Annotated in this window: 13 protein-coding genes and 3 tRNA genes; 4 read left to right on the plus strand and 12 right to left on the minus strand. The window is 57.0% G+C overall.

Annotated features, from left to right (window positions below; translation table 11 throughout):
- Position 1 precedes the first annotated feature (1 nt).
- The 8 genes from hflK to nnr all read right to left on the minus strand — a co-directional run bounded on the left by hflK (position 2) and on the right by nnr (position 9,207).
- Positions 2–1,261, minus strand: coding sequence for an FtsH protease activity modulator HflK (hflK, locus tag D5067_RS20855; RefSeq protein WP_119935844.1), 1,260 nt, complete (start codon positions 1,259–1,261; stop codon positions 2–4).
- A 56-nt stretch (positions 1,262–1,317) separates the two neighbouring features.
- On the minus strand, positions 1,318–2,598 hold the full coding sequence (gene hflX / locus D5067_RS20860; protein ID WP_119935845.1) for a ribosome rescue GTPase HflX: 1,281 nt from the start codon (positions 2,596–2,598) through the stop codon (positions 1,318–1,320).
- 74 nt (positions 2,599–2,672) lie between these two features.
- Positions 2,673–2,984, minus strand: coding sequence for an RNA chaperone Hfq (gene hfq / locus D5067_RS20865; protein WP_119935846.1), 312 nt, complete (start codon positions 2,982–2,984; stop codon positions 2,673–2,675).
- An 85-nt stretch (positions 2,985–3,069) separates the two neighbouring features.
- Positions 3,070–4,020 carry a tRNA (adenosine(37)-N6)-dimethylallyltransferase MiaA gene (miaA, locus tag D5067_RS20870; RefSeq protein WP_119935847.1) on the minus strand — a complete coding sequence of 317 codons (951 nt, stop codon included), beginning with the start codon at positions 4,018–4,020 and terminating at the stop codon, positions 3,070–3,072.
- Positions 4,013–5,857 carry a DNA mismatch repair endonuclease MutL gene (mutL, locus tag D5067_RS20875; protein ID WP_119935848.1) on the minus strand — a complete coding sequence of 615 codons (1,845 nt, stop codon included), beginning with the start codon at positions 5,855–5,857 and terminating at the stop codon, positions 4,013–4,015. The genes miaA and mutL overlap by 8 nt, the downstream gene beginning before the upstream one ends.
- A gap of 9 nt (positions 5,858–5,866) precedes the next feature.
- Positions 5,867–7,213 carry an N-acetylmuramoyl-L-alanine amidase AmiB gene (amiB, locus tag D5067_RS20880; RefSeq protein ID WP_119935849.1) on the minus strand — a complete coding sequence of 449 codons (1,347 nt, stop codon included), beginning with the start codon at positions 7,211–7,213 and terminating at the stop codon, positions 5,867–5,869.
- A gap of 16 nt (positions 7,214–7,229) precedes the next feature.
- Positions 7,230–7,691: a tRNA (adenosine(37)-N6)-threonylcarbamoyltransferase complex ATPase subunit type 1 TsaE gene (gene tsaE / locus D5067_RS20885; RefSeq protein ID WP_119935850.1), complete on the minus strand. Its 462-nt coding sequence runs from the start codon at positions 7,689–7,691 to the stop codon at positions 7,230–7,232.
- The gene (nnr, locus tag D5067_RS20890) at positions 7,684–9,207 is read right to left on the minus strand and encodes a bifunctional ADP-dependent NAD(P)H-hydrate dehydratase/NAD(P)H-hydrate epimerase (protein WP_119935851.1); all 1,524 of its coding nucleotides are present in this window, start codon (positions 9,205–9,207) and stop codon (positions 7,684–7,686) included. Before nnr ends, tsaE begins: the two co-directional genes overlap by 8 nt.
- On the opposite strand from nnr, the gene queG reads away from it, so the two are divergent.
- Positions 9,206–10,345: a tRNA epoxyqueuosine(34) reductase QueG gene (gene queG, locus D5067_RS20895; protein ID WP_119935852.1), complete on the plus strand. Its 1,140-nt coding sequence runs from the start codon at positions 9,206–9,208 to the stop codon at positions 10,343–10,345. The two genes, nnr and queG, sit on opposite strands and share 2 nt — an antisense overlap.
- A 270-nt stretch (positions 10,346–10,615) precedes the next feature.
- Here queG and D5067_RS20900 read toward each other — a convergent pair.
- The 4 genes from D5067_RS20900 to orn form a co-directional block, all read right to left on the minus strand.
- Positions 10,616–10,691: transfer RNA gene (locus D5067_RS20900), tRNA-Gly, on the minus strand.
- Positions 10,692–10,728: 37 nt separating this feature from the next.
- Positions 10,729–10,804, minus strand: a tRNA-Gly gene (locus D5067_RS20905).
- 36 nt (positions 10,805–10,840) lie between these two features.
- Positions 10,841–10,916: transfer RNA gene (locus D5067_RS20910), tRNA-Gly, on the minus strand.
- Between the two features lie 217 nt (positions 10,917–11,133).
- Complete coding sequence (gene orn / locus D5067_RS20915; protein ID WP_119935853.1) at positions 11,134–11,679, minus strand: oligoribonuclease; 546 nt, start codon at positions 11,677–11,679, stop codon at positions 11,134–11,136.
- A gap of 107 nt (positions 11,680–11,786) precedes the next feature.
- Here orn and rsgA point away from each other — a divergent pair, with 107 nt between their 5' ends.
- From rsgA to mscM, 3 genes are all read left to right on the plus strand, one after another.
- Positions 11,787–12,839, plus strand: a complete 1,053-nt coding sequence (gene rsgA, locus D5067_RS20920; RefSeq protein WP_168192642.1) for a small ribosomal subunit biogenesis GTPase RsgA — start codon at positions 11,787–11,789, stop codon at positions 12,837–12,839.
- A 97-nt stretch (positions 12,840–12,936) separates the two neighbouring features.
- Positions 12,937–13,905 (plus strand): archaetidylserine decarboxylase, encoded by a 969-nt coding sequence (gene asd, locus D5067_RS20925; protein WP_119935855.1) that lies wholly within the window; start codon positions 12,937–12,939, stop codon positions 13,903–13,905.
- A 19-nt stretch (positions 13,906–13,924) separates the two neighbouring features.
- Positions 13,925–17,248, plus strand: a complete 3,324-nt coding sequence (gene mscM / locus D5067_RS20930) for a miniconductance mechanosensitive channel MscM (protein WP_119935856.1) — start codon at positions 13,925–13,927, stop codon at positions 17,246–17,248.
- The last annotated feature ends 81 nt before the right edge of the window (positions 17,249–17,329 follow it).

The raw sequence follows: 17,329 nt of genomic DNA on the forward strand, positions 1-17,329 counted from the left end.
CTTATTCCCCCTGACGCTGGTAGTCGTTACGCTGCGCGTTAGCACGGCGTTGGTCCATAATGTCACCATCGTTCGAAGAAGGCGTTGTGTTCGCGCTGGAGCTGCCTGATGACGCTGGCGGCAGACGCAGCAGGCTGCTGGCGCCGCTGTTATCAGCTTTCGCCGGCGCTGAGCTGCCTTTAAGCATTTGGTCCAGAGGCAGTACCATCAGGTTTCCGCCTTTGCTGTCGTTCACCAACACTTTACGCGTATGGCTCAGCACTTTTTCCATGGTCTCGATATAGAGACGCTCGCGGGTAATTTCCGGAGCCGCTTTATATTCCGGCAGGATTTTCGCGAAGCGAGCCACTTCACCCTGTGCTTCCAGGATAGTACGGGTTCTGTATGCGCGCGCTTCTTCCAGAATACGCTGCGCCTGACCGTTAGCACGTGGCTGAACTTCGTTGGTGTAAGCTTCTGCTTCACGGATGTACTGCTGTTCGTTTTCACGGGCGGCAATCGCGTCGTCAAATGCGGCTTTCACCTCTTCCGGCGGACGAGCGGCCTGGAAGTTGACGTCCAGCAGGGTAATACCCATGTTGTATGGACGAATGGTCTCTTCCAGCTCGCGCTGGGTATCGCTACGAATAACGGTACGACCTTCGGTCAGAATACGGTCCATGGTGTACTTACCGATTACGCCACGCAGGGCGCTGTCGGTCGCCTGACGCAGGCTGTCATCAGCACTGGCCACGCTAAACAGATAACGCTCAGGATCGGTTACGCGGTACTGTACGTTCATCTCAACGCGGACGACGTTCTCGTCAGACGTCAGCATCACGCCGGACGCCGCCAGTTCACGTACAGACTCCACGTTGACTGCGGTTACGTTGTCAATGAAGGTCGGTTTCCAGTTCAGGCCCGGCTCAACCAGGTGGCTGAACTTACCAAAACGGGTCACGACGCCACGTTCCGCTTCTTTAATGGTGTAGAACCCGCTGGCTGCCCAGATGATGACCACGGCAGCGGCCACAATACCCACGATACGGCCACCCATTTGCGGGCGCGGCCCCTGAGTAGAATTTCCACCCGAGCCAGAACCTTTACCTCCGCCAAGGCCGCCAAGCTTTTTGCTCAGCTTGCGGAAGATATCATCCAGATCCGGCGGCCCCTGCTCGCGACCACCTTTGTTGCCATTTCCCCCAGAGTTGCCGCCTTGATTATTGCTGCTTCCCCACGGGTCGCGGTCTTGTCCGTTATTACCGGGCTGATTCCACGCCATGTATATGCTCCATATTTGTTATGCAAGGGCGAATTATTCAGGCATCCCCTTTCTGGTCAGACGATATAGTCCGCCAGCGCAGGTTCTTGTTTACAGAGGCGACGCCAGTCAACGATCGGCATACGCACCTGCATCCCCACGCTGCCGTCATCCTCCATCCACTCTTTTTCTATCGCCTGAAGCTGATAAAACCGGCTGCGCAGCCTGCCTTCCTGTGGCGGCAAGCGCAGCGTGTGCTGGGCAACCTCACCGGATAGACGTTCTGTCAAAGCCTGGAAAAGCAGTGGCACGCCGATACCGGTCTGGGCAGAAAGCCAGACCCGAATCGGTTTGTTCTCTTCATCACGGTCGATACGCGGTTCGAAATCGTCCAGCATATCGATCTTGTTCATCACCAACAGCGTTGGTATTTCGTGTGCGTCAATCTCTTCGAGCACTACGTTTACCGCGTCGATGTTCTCCTGCACGCGAACGTCTGCTGCATCAATGACGTGCAGCAGCAGGGTCGCCTGACGCGTCTCCTGCAGCGTCGCTTTAAACGCGGCTACCAGGTCATGCGGCAGGTGGCGGATAAACCCTACGGTATCCGCCAGCACCGTCTCACCGACGTCAGCAACGTCAATACGACGCAGCGTAGGGTCCAGGGTCGCAAACAGCTGGTCTGCGGCATAAACCTGGGCCTCTGTAATCTGGTTAAACAGGGTGGATTTACCGGCGTTGGTATACCCCACCAGCGACACCGTCGGGATGTCGGCTTTCGTTCGCGCCCGACGTCCCTGCTCACGCTGTTTCTCAACGCGTTCCAGACGCGAGAGGATCTGGGTAATACGGCCACGCAGCAAACGGCGGTCGGTTTCGAGCTGGGTTTCACCCGGACCGCGCAAACCAATCCCGCCTTTTTGTCTTTCAAGGTGGGTCCAGCCACGCACCAGGCGCGTCGCCAGATGGCGCAGCTGCGCCAGTTCAACCTGCAGCTTACCTTCGTGGGTTCGCGCACGCTGAGCAAAAATATCTAAAATTAACCCCGTGCGATCGATAACACGGCATTCGCATAGAGCTTCCAGGTTACGTTCCTGGGCCGGAGATAGCGCATGGTCAAACAGCACGACGGACGCGCCGGTTGCTTTTACGGCATCCGCAATTTCAACTGCTTTACCTTCACCAACAAAATACTTTGGGTGCGGCGCTTTACGGCTACCGGTAATCACCTGCATTGCTTCGACACCGGCGGAAGAGACCAGAGCTTCAAACTCCTGGAGGTCTTCCATATCTTTGTCTTGCGAAAAATAGATGTGTACCAGCACCGCCTGCTCACCGGCGTCATAACGGTCAAACAAGCGTTAACCTCTCTAAAAAGATCAGCGGGGAACGCAGGATCGCTGGCTCCCCGTGTGGATAACAGCCCGAAACCTTACTCGGTATCGTCGCTGTCCTGCGCAGGCGTTGAAGAACCCTGCGCGTTGCTGCCGTGATGGTAGTTACTGCCAGTGCCGCCGCCAGCGTTATTGCTGTGATGAGATACCGGACGGGACGGAACAACAGTAGAAATAGCGTGCTTGTAGACCATCTGGCTGACCGTGTTTTTCAACAGGATCACGAACTGATCGAAAGACTCAATCTGACCTTGCAGCTTAATACCATTCACCAAATAAATAGAAACTGGAACACGTTCCCGACGCAATGCGTTCAAGAACGGATCTTGTAAAGATTGCCCCTTAGCCATTCTATCTTTTCCTTATATGCTTGTTTTGTACTTAGAACCTTGCGATTCTGAAAAATTGCGCACGATACGTCTCAATTGTACACATTCAGTGAGCGATATCACCAATAACCTCAATCACTTCGTTTAGCGCCTGTTGCGGTTTCTCACTGTCTAACCAGTGAACCCCCTCCCAACCGCGCAACCAGGTGATCTGGCGCTTCGCTAACTGTCTCGTGGCGCAAACACCTCGATAAACCATTTCATCGTATGAAATCTCACCTTCAAGATACGACCACATCTGGCGGTATCCCACGCAACGAATGGAAGGCATATCCGTATGCAAATCTCCACGGGCAAAAAGCGCCCGCACTTCTGCTTCAAAATCTGAAGCTAACATCTGATGAAAACGCTGCTCAATTCGTTGATGGAGCAGTTCACGGCTCGCCGGGGCGATGGCGAACTGATGCACCTGATACGGCAGAGCGTCTCCTGACGTTTGCGTCAGTTCCGTTAAAGTTTTACCCGAAATGAAAAAAACTTCCAGTGCTCGGGAAAGCCTTTGCGGATCATTTGGATGAATCCGTGCTGCGGCAACCGGGTCAACCTCCGCCAGTTGCTTGTGCAAAACGTCCCATCCCTGCTCTGCCGCCTGCTGCTCAATCTTGGCTCTTACTTCCGGATCCGCGGATGGCAGAGGTGATAACCCCTCCAGCAGCGCCTTGAAGTAGAGCATGGTTCCGCCAACCAACAGCGGTATTCGTCCCGCCGCCGTAATCTCGGCCATTTCGGCTAAGGCATCGCGGCGGAAGTCCGCTGCGGAATAAGCCTGGGCCGGATCGAGAATATCCAGCAAACGATGCGGTGCCGCGCGCAGTTCTTCCGCGTCTGGCTTCGCCGTGCCGATGTCCATTCCTCGGTAAATGAGGGCGGAATCGACGCTAATCAACTCTACAGGCAAAACTTTACGTAACTCAATGGCTAACGCCGTTTTGCCCGAGGCCGTTGGGCCCATTAAAAAAATTGCCTTAGGCAGGCTCGCCTTGCTTGCGTCAATCATGTTTCAGGGCGGTCATCGCCGTTTGTAAATCAACAGGTTGTAATAATCCACCCGGCGGCATTCTCACCAGATGCGGGCAAAGGCGTTCAACCTCTGCCAGCACGGTTATCGCCTGTGCCATACTCCACGGCGCGTGTTCGCTTGCCAGATGGCGGGCGATCCACTGCGCGGCGTTGGCGGCATCATACGACGTTTGCTGCGCCAGGTAGCCTATCAGTTCAGGAATCAAGTTTTGTAAATTTTGTTGGCGTAAGGGTAAAGGCACTGCGCGAATTGTCACATGCTGCGCTTCCAGCACGATTTCGATCCCCATTTCGGCCAGAAGCGCCTGCGCACGCTGCAAAACCCCTGTTTCCTCGGGGGTTATTTTCAACCGCACTGGGATCAGCAGCGGCTGCGCGCAGGCTGCGTTTTCCCCGGGCGTAAGCTGCGCCTGCTTGAGCCAGCGTTCTGCTACCGGCAGCGCCAGCAGCATCAGTTTACCCTCACGTTCGAGCAAGGCCATATCCGGCGCGACGATGGTCAACACTCGACCAAAGCTCTGGCTGTGTCCGTCCAGCGAAGGCGGTGATACCTCAATGTGTTCTTTACGCTCAACCGCAGGGGTATCCAGCAGCTTACGGTACAGCGCCCCCTGCTGCTTTTGATATCCCGGCTGGGCGTTCGGATAGTTCGCGCCAGTAAGGCGCGGAGCGCTTCCCGCCGATGCAAAACGGGGGGCCGCAGGTTCACGCACAGCGGCAGGTTCAGCAAAGTGGTTACGCCCCGCCGCCACGCGGTTTTCCGGTAGCGGACGCGGAGCGGGATCTGCGCTTTCAAGCGGTAGGGTCGGTTCAGCCTGCTGCTGCAGTACGCTGACCACCCCCTGATAAATAAAATCATGCACCAGACGCGACTGGTGGAAACGCACCTCATGCTTTGCAGGGTGGACGTTCACGTCAACCTGATGCGGGTCGATCTCAAGATAAAGCACAAACGCGGGCTGCTGATCCGCGCCGAGCTTGTCTTCACAGGCCTGGCGGATAGCGTGGTTAATCAGGCGGTCGCGCATCATGCGGCCATTCACATAGCAATACTGGATCTCTGCAAATGCCGCACTGCTGGCGTTCGGATCGGCAACCCAACCGCGCATGGCCAGGTCGCCGTGCTGCCACTCTATGGCCAGCGCCCGTTCAAGGAACGGCGTCCCGCAGATAGCGCCTAAGCGACGCTCCTTCTGCCCGCCTTCCGCCACCGCGCGATACTGACGCATCACCTTGCCGTTATGGCTGAGGTTAATGGTGACATCAAATCGCGCCAGCGCGATGCGGCGAATGATCTCGTCGATATGGCCGAATTCGGTCTTCTCGGTACGCATAAATTTGCGTCGGGCGGGGGTGTTGTAGAACAGATCCAGCACTTCCAGCGTGGTGCCAACAGGATGGGCCGCAGGCTTGACCGTGACATCCATATCGCGCCCTTCGGCGTAGGCCTGCCAGGCTTCCTGCTGTTCCGCCGTACGGGACGTCAGGGTTAGACGCGAAACGGAGCTGATACTGGCCAGCGCTTCGCCGCGAAACCCGAGGCTGACGATCGCTTCCAGGTCGTCCAGCGAGGCAATTTTACTGGTAGCGTGACGGGCCAGCGCCAGCGCCAGCTCGTCTTTTTTAATGCCACAGCCGTTGTCACGAATGCGAATAAGCTTCGCGCCCCCGCGTTCGATATCAATATCAATGCGGGTTGCCCCCGCATCGAGGCTGTTTTCCACCAGCTCCTTCACCACCGACGCAGGGCGTTCCACCACCTCACCGGCGGCGATTTGGTTCGCGAGCTGCGGCGGTAGAACCTGAATCGGCATGAACTCTCCTTAATTTGTGGCGGTCATCTCACCCGGCTGGGCTGCGCTGGCCGTCTGGCCAGCCCCGCCCTGCGGCGCGGACTGCAGCGGATGAGCATCAAAGTATTTACGCAGACCGTTATAAATCGCCTCGGCAATTTGCTGCTGATAGCTGTCGCTTCCCAGCAGACGCTCTTCACCGTTGTTGCTGATAAAGCCCGTCTCAACGAGGATGGACGGGATATCCGGCGAGCGCAGAACGCCAAGGCTGGCATGTTCCGGGCGTCGTTTATGCAGCACGCCTATGCTTTGCAGCTGGTTCAATACGTTAGTGGCGACATCATACCCGACGCGCTGAGAATGACCGAATTGTAAATCCAGCACCGCCTGGCTGAGGTACGGATCTGACTGGCTGTTGGCCAGCACGTCGCCCGCCCCGCCCAGGAGTTCAGACTGCTTCTCGTGCTCTTCGAGCCAGTTGGCCATTTCGCTGTTAGCGCGACGGTTGGAAAGCACCCATACCGAGGCGCCTGTCGCGTTACGGTTCGGCGCGGCGTCCGCATGGATCGACACCAGGAAGTTCGCGTTCTGCTTGCGCGCCACGTCTGAACGCCCCATCACCGAAATGAAGTAGTCGCCGTCGCGGGTCAGCACGCCTTTGAACATTGGGTCGTCGTTTAAGAGCGTACGCAGCTTACGGGCAATCGCAATGGTGACATTTTTCTCACGCGTGCCGCCCGGGCCGATGGCGCCCGGATCTTGCCCGCCGTGCCCCGCATCAATGGCGATAATCACCTTATCGCCGCTGACCGCTGCGCGACGCGCGCTGGCGGCCGGACGCGTCACCGTGTTGCTGCTGGTTGCCGCCGTAATGCGATCGTTCTGCGCTTTAAACGGATTGCGGGCAGGCTCAGACGGACGTGGAGTATAAACCGGCTCTTCAACACGCTTCGCCACGACAGGCGCCGGTGGAGGCGGCGGTGGCGGAGGTGCATCGGCATTGATGGTAAAGACCACGGTGAAGGTCCCACCGTTCTGCTGCTTCACCGCCTTCGTTTTGCCCTTTTCGGTCAAATCGACCACCAGACGCAGCGACTGCGCATCTTTTGGCGTACCGGAACGGATGCTTTTCACCAGATTATTACCGCTGAACTGCAGCGGCAGCCCCTGGATCACGCCCGTTTGCTTGATATCCAGCGCCACGCTGCGGCTGTCTGGCTGTGAAAATGCATACTCAGGATCGCCCATAAAGCTGAACGTGATCCGCGCCTGGCTGTCGCCATTCGAGACCTGAATATCCGAGAGAGTTGCGGCACCGGCCTGCGCGCACAGCAGCACCGTTGCAGCCAACAACCAACCTTTAACGCGATGTCTCATCCCGTCATCCCTACGCTTAACCGGCCAGTCTGGCCAGTAAGGAACTGCCTGATGAGGAAACCGCACTGATGCGCGCCTCACGCCCTTGAGCCTGGTAATCTAAGTGAATTTCGACATCCGGGTCAGGCAGCACACCCGCACCTTGTTGCGGCCATTCCACCAGGCAGATGGCGTCGTTGGCAAAATAATCGCGGATCCCCATAAACTCGAGCTCCTCAGGATCCGCAAGACGGTATAAATCGAAGTGGTACACCATGAGATGTTCAAGCGTGTACGGCTCTACCAGCGTATAGGTCGGGCTTTTTACGTTCCCGTTATGGCCTAACGCCTGTAAAAAACCCCGGCTGAAGGTGGTTTTCCCCGCGCCTAAATCACCGTACAGATAAATGACGGTAGCCCCCTGACAGGCCTGCGCCACGCGCTTGCCAAGTTCTAATGTGGCTTGTTCATCAGGTAAAGAAATCGCTCGGTTAGTCATTTTCTACGTCAATCATATCCGGGTTAACAACACGCCGTAGCGTGCCAAAAAGATCGGTGGCCAGCATGCCGCGCGTACCATAGCGAGCAGCAAGCCTGTCGGCGGCCGCACCGTGAGCCACGCAGCCCGCACAGGCTGCATCATAAAGGGGAAGTTTCTGTCCAAGCAATGCGCCGATGATGCCAGAGAGCACATCACCCATGCCGCCGCTCGCCATGCCCGCATTTCCGGCATCAATAATGCCGAGTGCATTTTCGCTGGCGATTACGGTTCCCGCCCCTTTCAACACAACAACACCTCCGTAACGTTTTACCAGACGCTGGGCAGAAAGTAAGCGATCGCTTTCAATTTCTGCCACGCTGCAGTTGAGCAGGCGCGCGGCCTCGCCGGGGTGTGGCGTCAGAATGCGATTGTGACGCGTATCCGGGTTGATTGCCAGAAGGTTCAGCGCGTCGGCATCCCACAGCATCGGTTTACGGAAATTCTCAACCTTTTGCAGGGCCTGTTTGCCCCAGGACTGCTGTCCAAGCCCGGGACCAATGACCACCACGTCCGCCCATTCCAGGCTCTCTTCAAGCGTCTGTAGCGTAAGCTCATGGACCATCAATTCCGGACGGGCGGTGATAATCGGCGCGATGTTTTCAGGCCGCGTCAGCACGCGCACCAGACCCGCCCCGCAGCGCAGCGCGGCCTCTCCGGTCATGCGGATAGCGCCCGCCGTGCCGTGGTCTCCACCTACAATCACCAGCCTACCGTGATCGCCCTTATGGGACGTCGGGCGGCGCGGAGGCAGCCAGCCCGACAACTGCGAGGCGTCCCATCGTGAGACCGGCGTCTCCTGCCCAGCCAGCCAGCTCTCCAGCCCCAGCGCGTTGTGGTGCAGTACTCCCACCACATCCCGCGCTTTGCCGGTCAGTAATCCGGGCTTCAGTGCGATAAAGGTCACGGTATGCGAGGCATGAATGACGGCTCCCGGCGTCGTTCCCGTTTGCGCGACCAGGCCAGAGGGAATATCCAGTGCGACCACCGGCGCGATATGCGCATTGGCGCGCTCAATCAACGCGGCAATGTTCTCACGCGGCGCGCTGCGTAAACCCGTACCCAGCAGACCATCCACAATCACATCGATATCATCCGGCCAGACGATATCCGACGCATGAATCACACCGCCCGCGTTCAGCCAGGCATCTCGCGCGGCAGCGGCTTCTTCAGGCAGCGGCTTATCGCTCTCCAGGGCCAGCAACGTCACGCGGATACCTGCCGCAACCGCGAGACGGGCAACCACATAGCCGTCGCCCCCGTTATTGCCGTGCCCGCACAATATCAACCAATGTGAAGCATTCGGATATGCCGCACGGGCAACGTTGAACGCCGCTTCGCCCGCGCGCTGCATCAGCTCATAAAGGGTCACGCCGAGGCTGTCTGCGGCCTCTTTTTCGGCGCGCCGGAGGTCATCCGCATGCCAGATGGAATGTGGTATACTTGCGGGGTTTTTCTTCACAGTATGGTCCGTCATGTCACAGCCCCTCGATCTCAATCAGTTAGCGCAAAATATCAAACAGTGGGGTGCTGAGCTAGGCTTCCAGAAAGTGGGTATCACCGATACCGACCTCTCCGCCAGCGAGCCAAAGCTGCAGGCGTGGCTGGACAAACAATACCACGGCGAAATGGAGTGGATGGCGCGTCACGGCATGATGAGAGCCCGTCCACAGGAACTATTGCCGGGCACATTACGCGTCATCAGCGTGCGTATGAACTACCTGCCAGCCAACGCGGCCTTTGCGCGCACGCTAAAAAATCCCTCTCTGGGTTACGTTAGCCGGTACGCGCTGGGGCGTGATTATCATAAGCTCCTGCGTAACCGCTTAAAAAAACTTGGGGAAACTATTCAGCAGCACTGTGTTTCGCTGAATTTTAGACCCTTTGTTGATTCCGCGCCTATTCTTGAGCGCCCGATCGCTGAAAAAGCGGGGCTCGGCTGGACAGGTAAGCACTCACTTATCCTGAGCCGCGATGCCGGATCGTTCTTCTTCCTGGGCGAATTGCTGATCGATTTACCGCTGCCGATAGACGGCCCGGTCGAGGAAGGCTGCGGCCGCTGCGTGGCCTGCATGACCATCTGCCCGACGGGTGCCATCGTCGAGCCGTATACCGTCGACGCACGCCGCTGCATCTCCTACCTCACCATCGAACTGGAAGGAGCTATTCCCGAAGAGTTTCGACCGCTTATCGGCAACCGTATCTACGGCTGTGACGACTGCCAGCTGATCTGCCCGTGGAACCGCTACTCGCAGCTCACGGAGGAAGAGGACTTCAGCCCGCGTAAAGCACTGCACGCCCCGCAGCTCGTTGAGCTGTTCGCCTGGACCGAAGCCTGGTTTCTGAAAGTGACCGAAGGTTCGGCCATTCGCCGTATCGGCCACCTGCGCTGGCTGCGCAATGTCGCCGTTGCGCTGGGTAATGCTCCTTGGGATGAAGCCAATATTCAGGCGCTGGAAAGCCGTAGAGGTGAGCACCCACTTCTCGATGAACACATAGAATGGGCGATTGCGCAGCAGATTGAGAAACGAAATGCCTGTGTTGTTGAGGTGCAGCTACCGAAGAAACAGCGTCTGGTGAGGGTGATTGAAAAAGGGCTTACGCGGGATGCCTGAACTATTCACAGCCTGTGTATAAAAATAAAAACTCAGGCACCATCTGGGCTAGCGAAGAGGTCAAGTGATCTCAATAGCATTTTGAAATGAAATTTTCTTTTTGTAATTCAAATAATTAAATGAATACTATTCACCCTGCGAAGCGTTTGGCACTAACAGATCCGCGGCAGGTTCTGTGGATAACTCTGTTTACAAGAGTATTTCAGATGAAATAGAAAACGTCCCCAACGAAGCATTTCGCTGTGGATAATTTTAATATGAAGAAGAATTTGGAGCGGGAAACGAGACTCGAACTCGCGACCCCGACCTTGGCAAGGTCGTGCTCTACCAACTGAGCTATTCCCGCTTGGGTGGTCCGTGCTTTAGAAGCACTTTCAAATTTTTGGAGCGGGAAACGAGACTCGAACTCGCGACCCCGACCTTGGCAAGGTCGTGCTCTACCAACTGAGCTATTCCCGCTTGGGTGGTGCATGCTTTAGAAGCATTATCAAATTTTGGAGCGGGAAACGAGACTCGAACTCGCGACCCCGACCTTGGCAAGGTCGTGCTCTACCAACTGAGCTATTCCCGCAAATCTGTACTGCTTTTGTTGCTGTCGTAACGTGTAATTCTCTGTCGTTACGGGAGGCGCATTATACGAGAAATCCTTTTAGCTGCAACCCCCCTGAAAGCGATTTTTTCGAAATTCAGTTCAAGTGATGGAATATTCATCGCTTTGCGCGTTTTTACACCATTCTCACCGTGTTTAGGCCGGGTGCGGCACAACCGCCCCCCGGCAAGTCCCTGAATCAGAGCTTAATAAAGTTTTCCCGGTAGTAGGCAAGCTCCGCAACAGACTCACGAATATCGTCCATCGCCTGGTGTGTACCCTGCTTTTTGAAGCCGTCGAGAATTTCAGGCTTCCAGCGGCGCGCCAGCTCTTTCAGCGTGCTGACGTCCAGATAGCGATAGTGGAAGTAAGACTCCAGTTCGGGCATGTACTTAAACAGGAAGCGACGATCCTGCCCGATGCTGTTGCCGCAGATCGGCGATTTACCCGCAGGAACCCACTGCTTAAGAAACTCAAGAGTCGCCAGTTCAGCCTCGCGGTCGCCCTGGGTGCTGGCCTTTACGCGTTCAACCAGGCCGCTGCCGGTATGGGTGCGCACGTTCCAGTCATCCATCAGCGCAAGCTGGTCGTCAGACTGATGCACCGCAATCGTTGGCCCTTCCGCCAGGATATTCAGGTTGGCATCGGTCACCAGCGTAGCAATCTCTATAATGCGATCGCGCTCGGGATCCAGCCCGGTCATTTCAAGATCGATCCAAATCAGGTTGTTTTCATCCGCGCTCATGTTATTTTCCACCCTTCTCGCATAACCGGCAGTAGCAGGTTAACTAGTATTAATTAGAGTGTATCATAGAGGTTTTGCCCATTATGGGCGACCAGGAGCCAGCGCGATTGAGTAAAAATAAACTCTCCAAAGGGCAGCAGCGCCGCGTAAACGCCAACCACCAGCGCCGTCTTAAAACCACTGCGGAGAAGCCGGATTACGACGACAACCTGTTTGGCGAAACGACCGAAGGCGTCGTCATTAGCCGTTTTGGTATGCATGCCGATGTCGAATCCGCCGACGGGGATATTCACCGTTGCAACATCCGCCGCACCATCCGTTCACTGGTAACCGGTGACCGCGTGGTCTGGCGTCCCGGTAAAGAAGCCGCTGAAGGGGTAACGGTAAAAGGCATCGTTGAAGCCGTGCATGAACGCACGTCGGTGCTCACCCGTCCTGACTTTTACGACGGCGTTAAGCCCATTGCGGCCAACATTAACCAGATCATCATCGTTTCGGCGATTTTGCCCGAGCTTTCGCTCAATATTATCGACCGTTATCTTGTCGCCTGCGAAACGCTTCAGGTTGAACCGATCATCGTGTTGAACAAAATCGACCTGCTGGATGACGACGGCATGGCCTTCGTGAATGAGCAGATGGACATCTACCGCAAGATTGGTTATCGCGTACTGATGGTCTCCAGCCACACCAAAGATGGCCTGAAGCCGTTAGAAGAAGCGCTGACCGACCGTATCAGCATCTTTGCGGGTCAGTCCGGCGTGGGTAAATCGAGCCTGCTAAACAACCTTCTTGGCCTCCAGCAGGAGATCCTGACCAACGATGTGTCCAACGTCTCGGGCCTGGGTCAGCACACCACCACCGCCTCGCGTCTTTATCACTTCCCGCACGGCGGCGACGTGATTGACTCCCCGGGCGTGCGTGAGTTCGGCTTGTGGCACCTTGAGCCGGAACAAATCTTCAACGGATTTGTCGAATTCCATGATTATTTAGGCGCCTGTAAATATCGCGACTGTAAACACGATAACGACCCGGGCTGCGCTATCCGCGAAGCGGTTGAGAACGGTGAAATAGCAGAGACCCGCTTCGAAAACTATCACCGCATTCTTGAGAGCATGGAAGACGTAAAAACGCGTAAAAACTTTTCTGATTCGGATAACTGACAACTAAGCTAAGCATCGCTAAAATCGTCCCCTTTTTTCAGGTTCCGGCTGCGTTAAGCCGGATCAGGAACGACAAAACAATGGCCTGGAGGCTACCTTGTTAAACTCATTTAAACTTTCGCTTCAATACATTCTGCCAAAACTGTGGCTCACTCGCCTGGCGGGCTGGGGCGCGAGCAAACGAGCGGGCTGGCTGACCAAACTGGTCATCGACCTGTTCGTGAAATACTACAAGGTCGACATGAAAGAGGCGCAGAAGCCGGATACCGCCAGCTACCGCACCTTCAACGAATTCTTCGTTCGCCCGCTGCGCGATGAAGTGCGCCCGTTAAATACCGATCCTAACGTCCTTGTCATGCCTGCTGACGGCGTGATCAGCCAGCTCGGTAAAATCGAAGACGACAAGATTCTGCAGGCGAAAGGCCATAACTACAGCCTGGAAGCGCTGCTGGCCGGTAACTACCTGATGGCCGACCTGTTCCGTAACGGCTCCTTCGCGACAACTTACCTGTCGCCGCGAGACTACCACCGCGTCCACATGCCGTGTAACGGCATCCTGCGCGAGATGATTTACGTACCGGGCGATCTGTTCTCGGTAAACCACCTGACCGCACAGAACGTCCCGAACCTGTTTGCCCGTAACGAGCGCGTCATCTGTCTGTTTGATACTGAATTTGGCCCAATGGCGCAGATTCTGGTGGGTGCTACCATTGTAGGCAGCATCGAAACCGTCTGGGCGGGCACCATCACCCCGCCGCGTGAAGGCGTGATCAAACGCTGGACATGGCCTGCCGGTGAAGCAGAAGGTTCGGTTGCCCTGTTGAAGGGTCAGGAGATGGGCCGCTTTAAGCTGGGCTCTACCGTGATCAACCTGTTTGCTCCGGGTAAAGTTAACCTGGTCGAACAGCTGGAAAGCCTGTCGGTCACCAAGCTGGGCCAGCCGCTGGCGGTGTCTACCGAAGCCTTCGTGACGCCGGACGCAGCGCCTGCGCCGCTGCCGGAAGAAGAGATCAAAGCCGAACACGACGCCAGCCCGCTGGTTGACGACAAAAAAGACGAAGGCTAACAACAGAAGGATCGCTGACGTGCGCCCGATTATCGTTTTACTGATGGCCTGGTGCCTCAGCATGGGGGCGTACGCAGCGACAGCTCCCGACGCCAAACAGATAACCCAGGAACTGGAGCAGGCTAAAGCGGCAAAACCCGCCCAGCCAGAGACCGTCGAGTCGCTCCAGTCTGCCCTGAACGCGCTTGAGGAGCGAAAAGGTTCCCTTGAGCGCGCTCAGCAATATCAGCAGGTTATCGACAACTTCCCGAAACTCTCCCAAACGCTGCGCTCACAGCTGAATAACCTGCGTGATGAACCGCGCGAGGTTCCCGTGGGCTTAACGTCGGATGCGCTAAACCAGGAGATACTCCAGGTCAGCAGCCAGCTTCTGGAGAAGAGCCGCCTGGCGCAGCAGGAGCAGGAACGCGCGCGTGAAATCGCCGACTCGCTCAGCCAGCTTCCGCAACAGCAAACCGATGCCCGCCGCCAGCTAAATGAGGTGGAGCGACGCGTCGGCACACAGACAGGAAATACCCCGCAAAGCCAGGCGCAGAATCTTGGGCTGCAGGCCGAATCCGCCAGACTCAAAGCGCTGGTTGACGAGCTGGAGCTGGCGCAGCTTTCTGCCAACAACCGCCAGGAGCTGTCGCGCATGCGCGCCGAGCTGGCGCAGAAGCAGAGCGAACAGCTTGATGCCTACCTTCAGGCCCTGCGTAATCAGCTCAACAGCCAGCGCCAGCGCGAAGCCGAACGTGCGCTGGAGAGCACTGAGCTTCTTGCAGAAAACAGCGAAAACCTGCCTGCAGGAATTAACGAACAATTCCGGGTTAACCGCGAGCTGTCTGCCGCCCTGAACCAGCAGGCGCAGCGGATGGATCTGGTTGCATCGCAGCAGCGTCAGGCGACCAACCAAACGCTGCAGGTTCGCCAGGCGTTAAACACGCTGCGCGAGCAGTCCCAGTGGCTGGGGTCTTCAAACCTGCTGGGCGAAGCGTTACGCGCCCAGGTTGCCCGCCTCCCCGAGATGCCGAAGCCGCAGCAGCTTGATACCGAAATGGCTCAGCTGCGCGTTCAGCGCCTGCATTTTGAAGATCTTCTCAACAAACAGCCGCAAATCCGCCAGATCCGTCAGGCTGACGGTAAACCGCTGACCGCCGAGCAGACCCGTATTTTGGAAGCCCAGATGCGCACCCAGCGCGAGCTGCTCACTTCCCTGCTGCAGGGTGGCGATACGCTGATCCTTGAGCTCACCAAGCTGAAGGTATCGAATAGCCAGCTTGAAGACGCGCTCAAAGAGGTTAACGAGGCGACGCACCGTTACCTCTTCTGGACGTCGGACGTGCGTCCAATGACCTTCTCGTGGCCGATAGAGATTGTGCAGGATCTGCGTCGCCTGATTTCGCTGGATACCTTCAGCCAGCTGGGTCAGGCCAGCATGATGATGGTGACCAGCAAGGAGACCATCTTCCCGCTGCTGGGCGCGCTGATTCTGGTGGGGTTCAGCATCTACTCCCGCAGGCACTTTACGCGCTTCCTTGAACGCTCCAGCGCGCGCGTAGGCAAAGTGACTCAGGATCACTTCTGGCTGACGCTACGCACCGTGTTCTGGTCAATTCTCGTCGCCTCGCCGCTGCCGGTGCTGTGGATGACGCTGGGCTACGGCCTGAGAGAGGCCTGGCCCTATCCGCTGGCGGTGGCGATTGGCGATGGCGTCACCGCAACAGTACCGCTGCTGTGGGTCGTGATGATTTGCGCCACCTTCGCGAGACCAAATGGCCTGTTTGTCGCCCACTTTGGCTGGCCGCGCAGCCGCGTCGCGCGGGGCATGCGTTACTACTTGATGAGCATCGGCCTGATTGTGCCGCTGATTATGGCGCTGATCATGTTTGATAATCTCAACGATCGGGAGTTTTCCGGTTCGCTGGGCCGCCTCTGCTTTATGCTGATCTGCGGCGCGCTGGCGATGGTGAAGCTGAGCCTGAAGCGCGCGGGTATTCCGCTGTATCTCGATAAAACGGGCAGCGGCGAGAACATGTTCAACCGCCTGCTGTGGAACCTGATGCTCTCCGCGCCGCTGGTCGCCATCCTTGCTGCAGCCGTGGGTTATCTTGCGACGGCGCAGGCGCTGCTGGCGCGTCTGGAAACCTCGGTTGCCATCTGGTTCCTGCTGCTGGTGGTTTACCACATCATTCGCCGGTGGATGCTGATCCAGCGTCGCCGCCTGGCCTTTGACCGCGCCAAGCACCGTCGTGCAGAAATTCTCGCCCAGCGCGCGCGCGGCGAAGAGGAGCCTAACCACGTCAACAGCACCGAGGGGGCGACAGATGCCGATGAAGTCGAGCTGGATCTGGATGCCATCAGTACCCAGTCCCTGCGGCTGGTGCGTTCTATTCTGATGCTGGTTGCCCTGCTGTCGGTAATCTTCCTGTGGTCAGAAATCCACTCCGCGTTTGGCTTCCTCGAGAACATTTCGCTATGGGACGTGACGTCCACGGTACAGGGCGTCGAGAGCCTGGAGCCGATAACCCTGGGCGCCGTGCTGATTGCGATTCTGGTCCTCATCATCACCACGCAGCTGGTACGGAATTTCCCTGCCCTGCTGGAGCTGGCGCTGCTGCAGCACCTGGATTTAACCCCGGGGACTGGATACGCCATTACCACGATCACCAAGTATTTGATCATGCTGTTTGGTGGGCTGGTGGGCTTCTCAATGATTGGTATCGAGTGGTCAAAACTGCAGTGGCTGGTCGCCGCCCTGACCGTGGGCCTGGGCTTTGGTTTGCAGGAGATCTTCGCTAACTTCGTGTCCGGCCTGATCATCCTGTTTGAAAAGCCGATCCGTATTGGTGATACGGTGACCATCCGCGATCTGACCGGGAGCGTTACGAAGATCAACACCCGCGCCACGACCATCAGCGACTGGGACCGTAAGGAGATCATCGTCCCGAACAAGGCCTTCATCACCGAGCAGTTTATCAACTGGTCACTGTCAGACTCCGTCACGCGCGTGGTGCTGACCGTGCCGGCGCCATCGGATGCCAACAGCGAAGAGGTGACGCAGATCCTGTATACCGCAGCTGAGCGCTGCTCGCTGGTGATCGACAACCCGGCACCGGAAGTCTTCCTGGTCGACCTGCAGCAGGGGATCCAGATTTTCGAGCTGCGTATTTATGCTGCTGAGATGGGGCACCGTATGCCGCTGCGCCATGAGATCCACCAGCTGATTCTGGCTGGCTTCCGCGAGCACGGTATCGATATGCCGTTCCCACCGTTCCAGATGCGTCTGGAAAGCCTGGGCGGGAATAAAACGTCCAGAACGCTGTCGTCAGCGGGGCGCAAGCGTCCGGCGGGAAGTTTATAACCCTTTCCCCCTCCCGTTCGGGAGGGGGATAAAGAAGAACAGAGCAGAAACATGAGCCCGGTGAGGGTCATCTTTTTGAGT

Origin of the sequence: Enterobacter huaxiensis (assembly GCF_003594935.2) — a bacterium.
In the GTDB taxonomy this organism is placed as follows: Bacteria; Pseudomonadota; Gammaproteobacteria; order Enterobacterales; family Enterobacteriaceae; genus Enterobacter; species Enterobacter huaxiensis.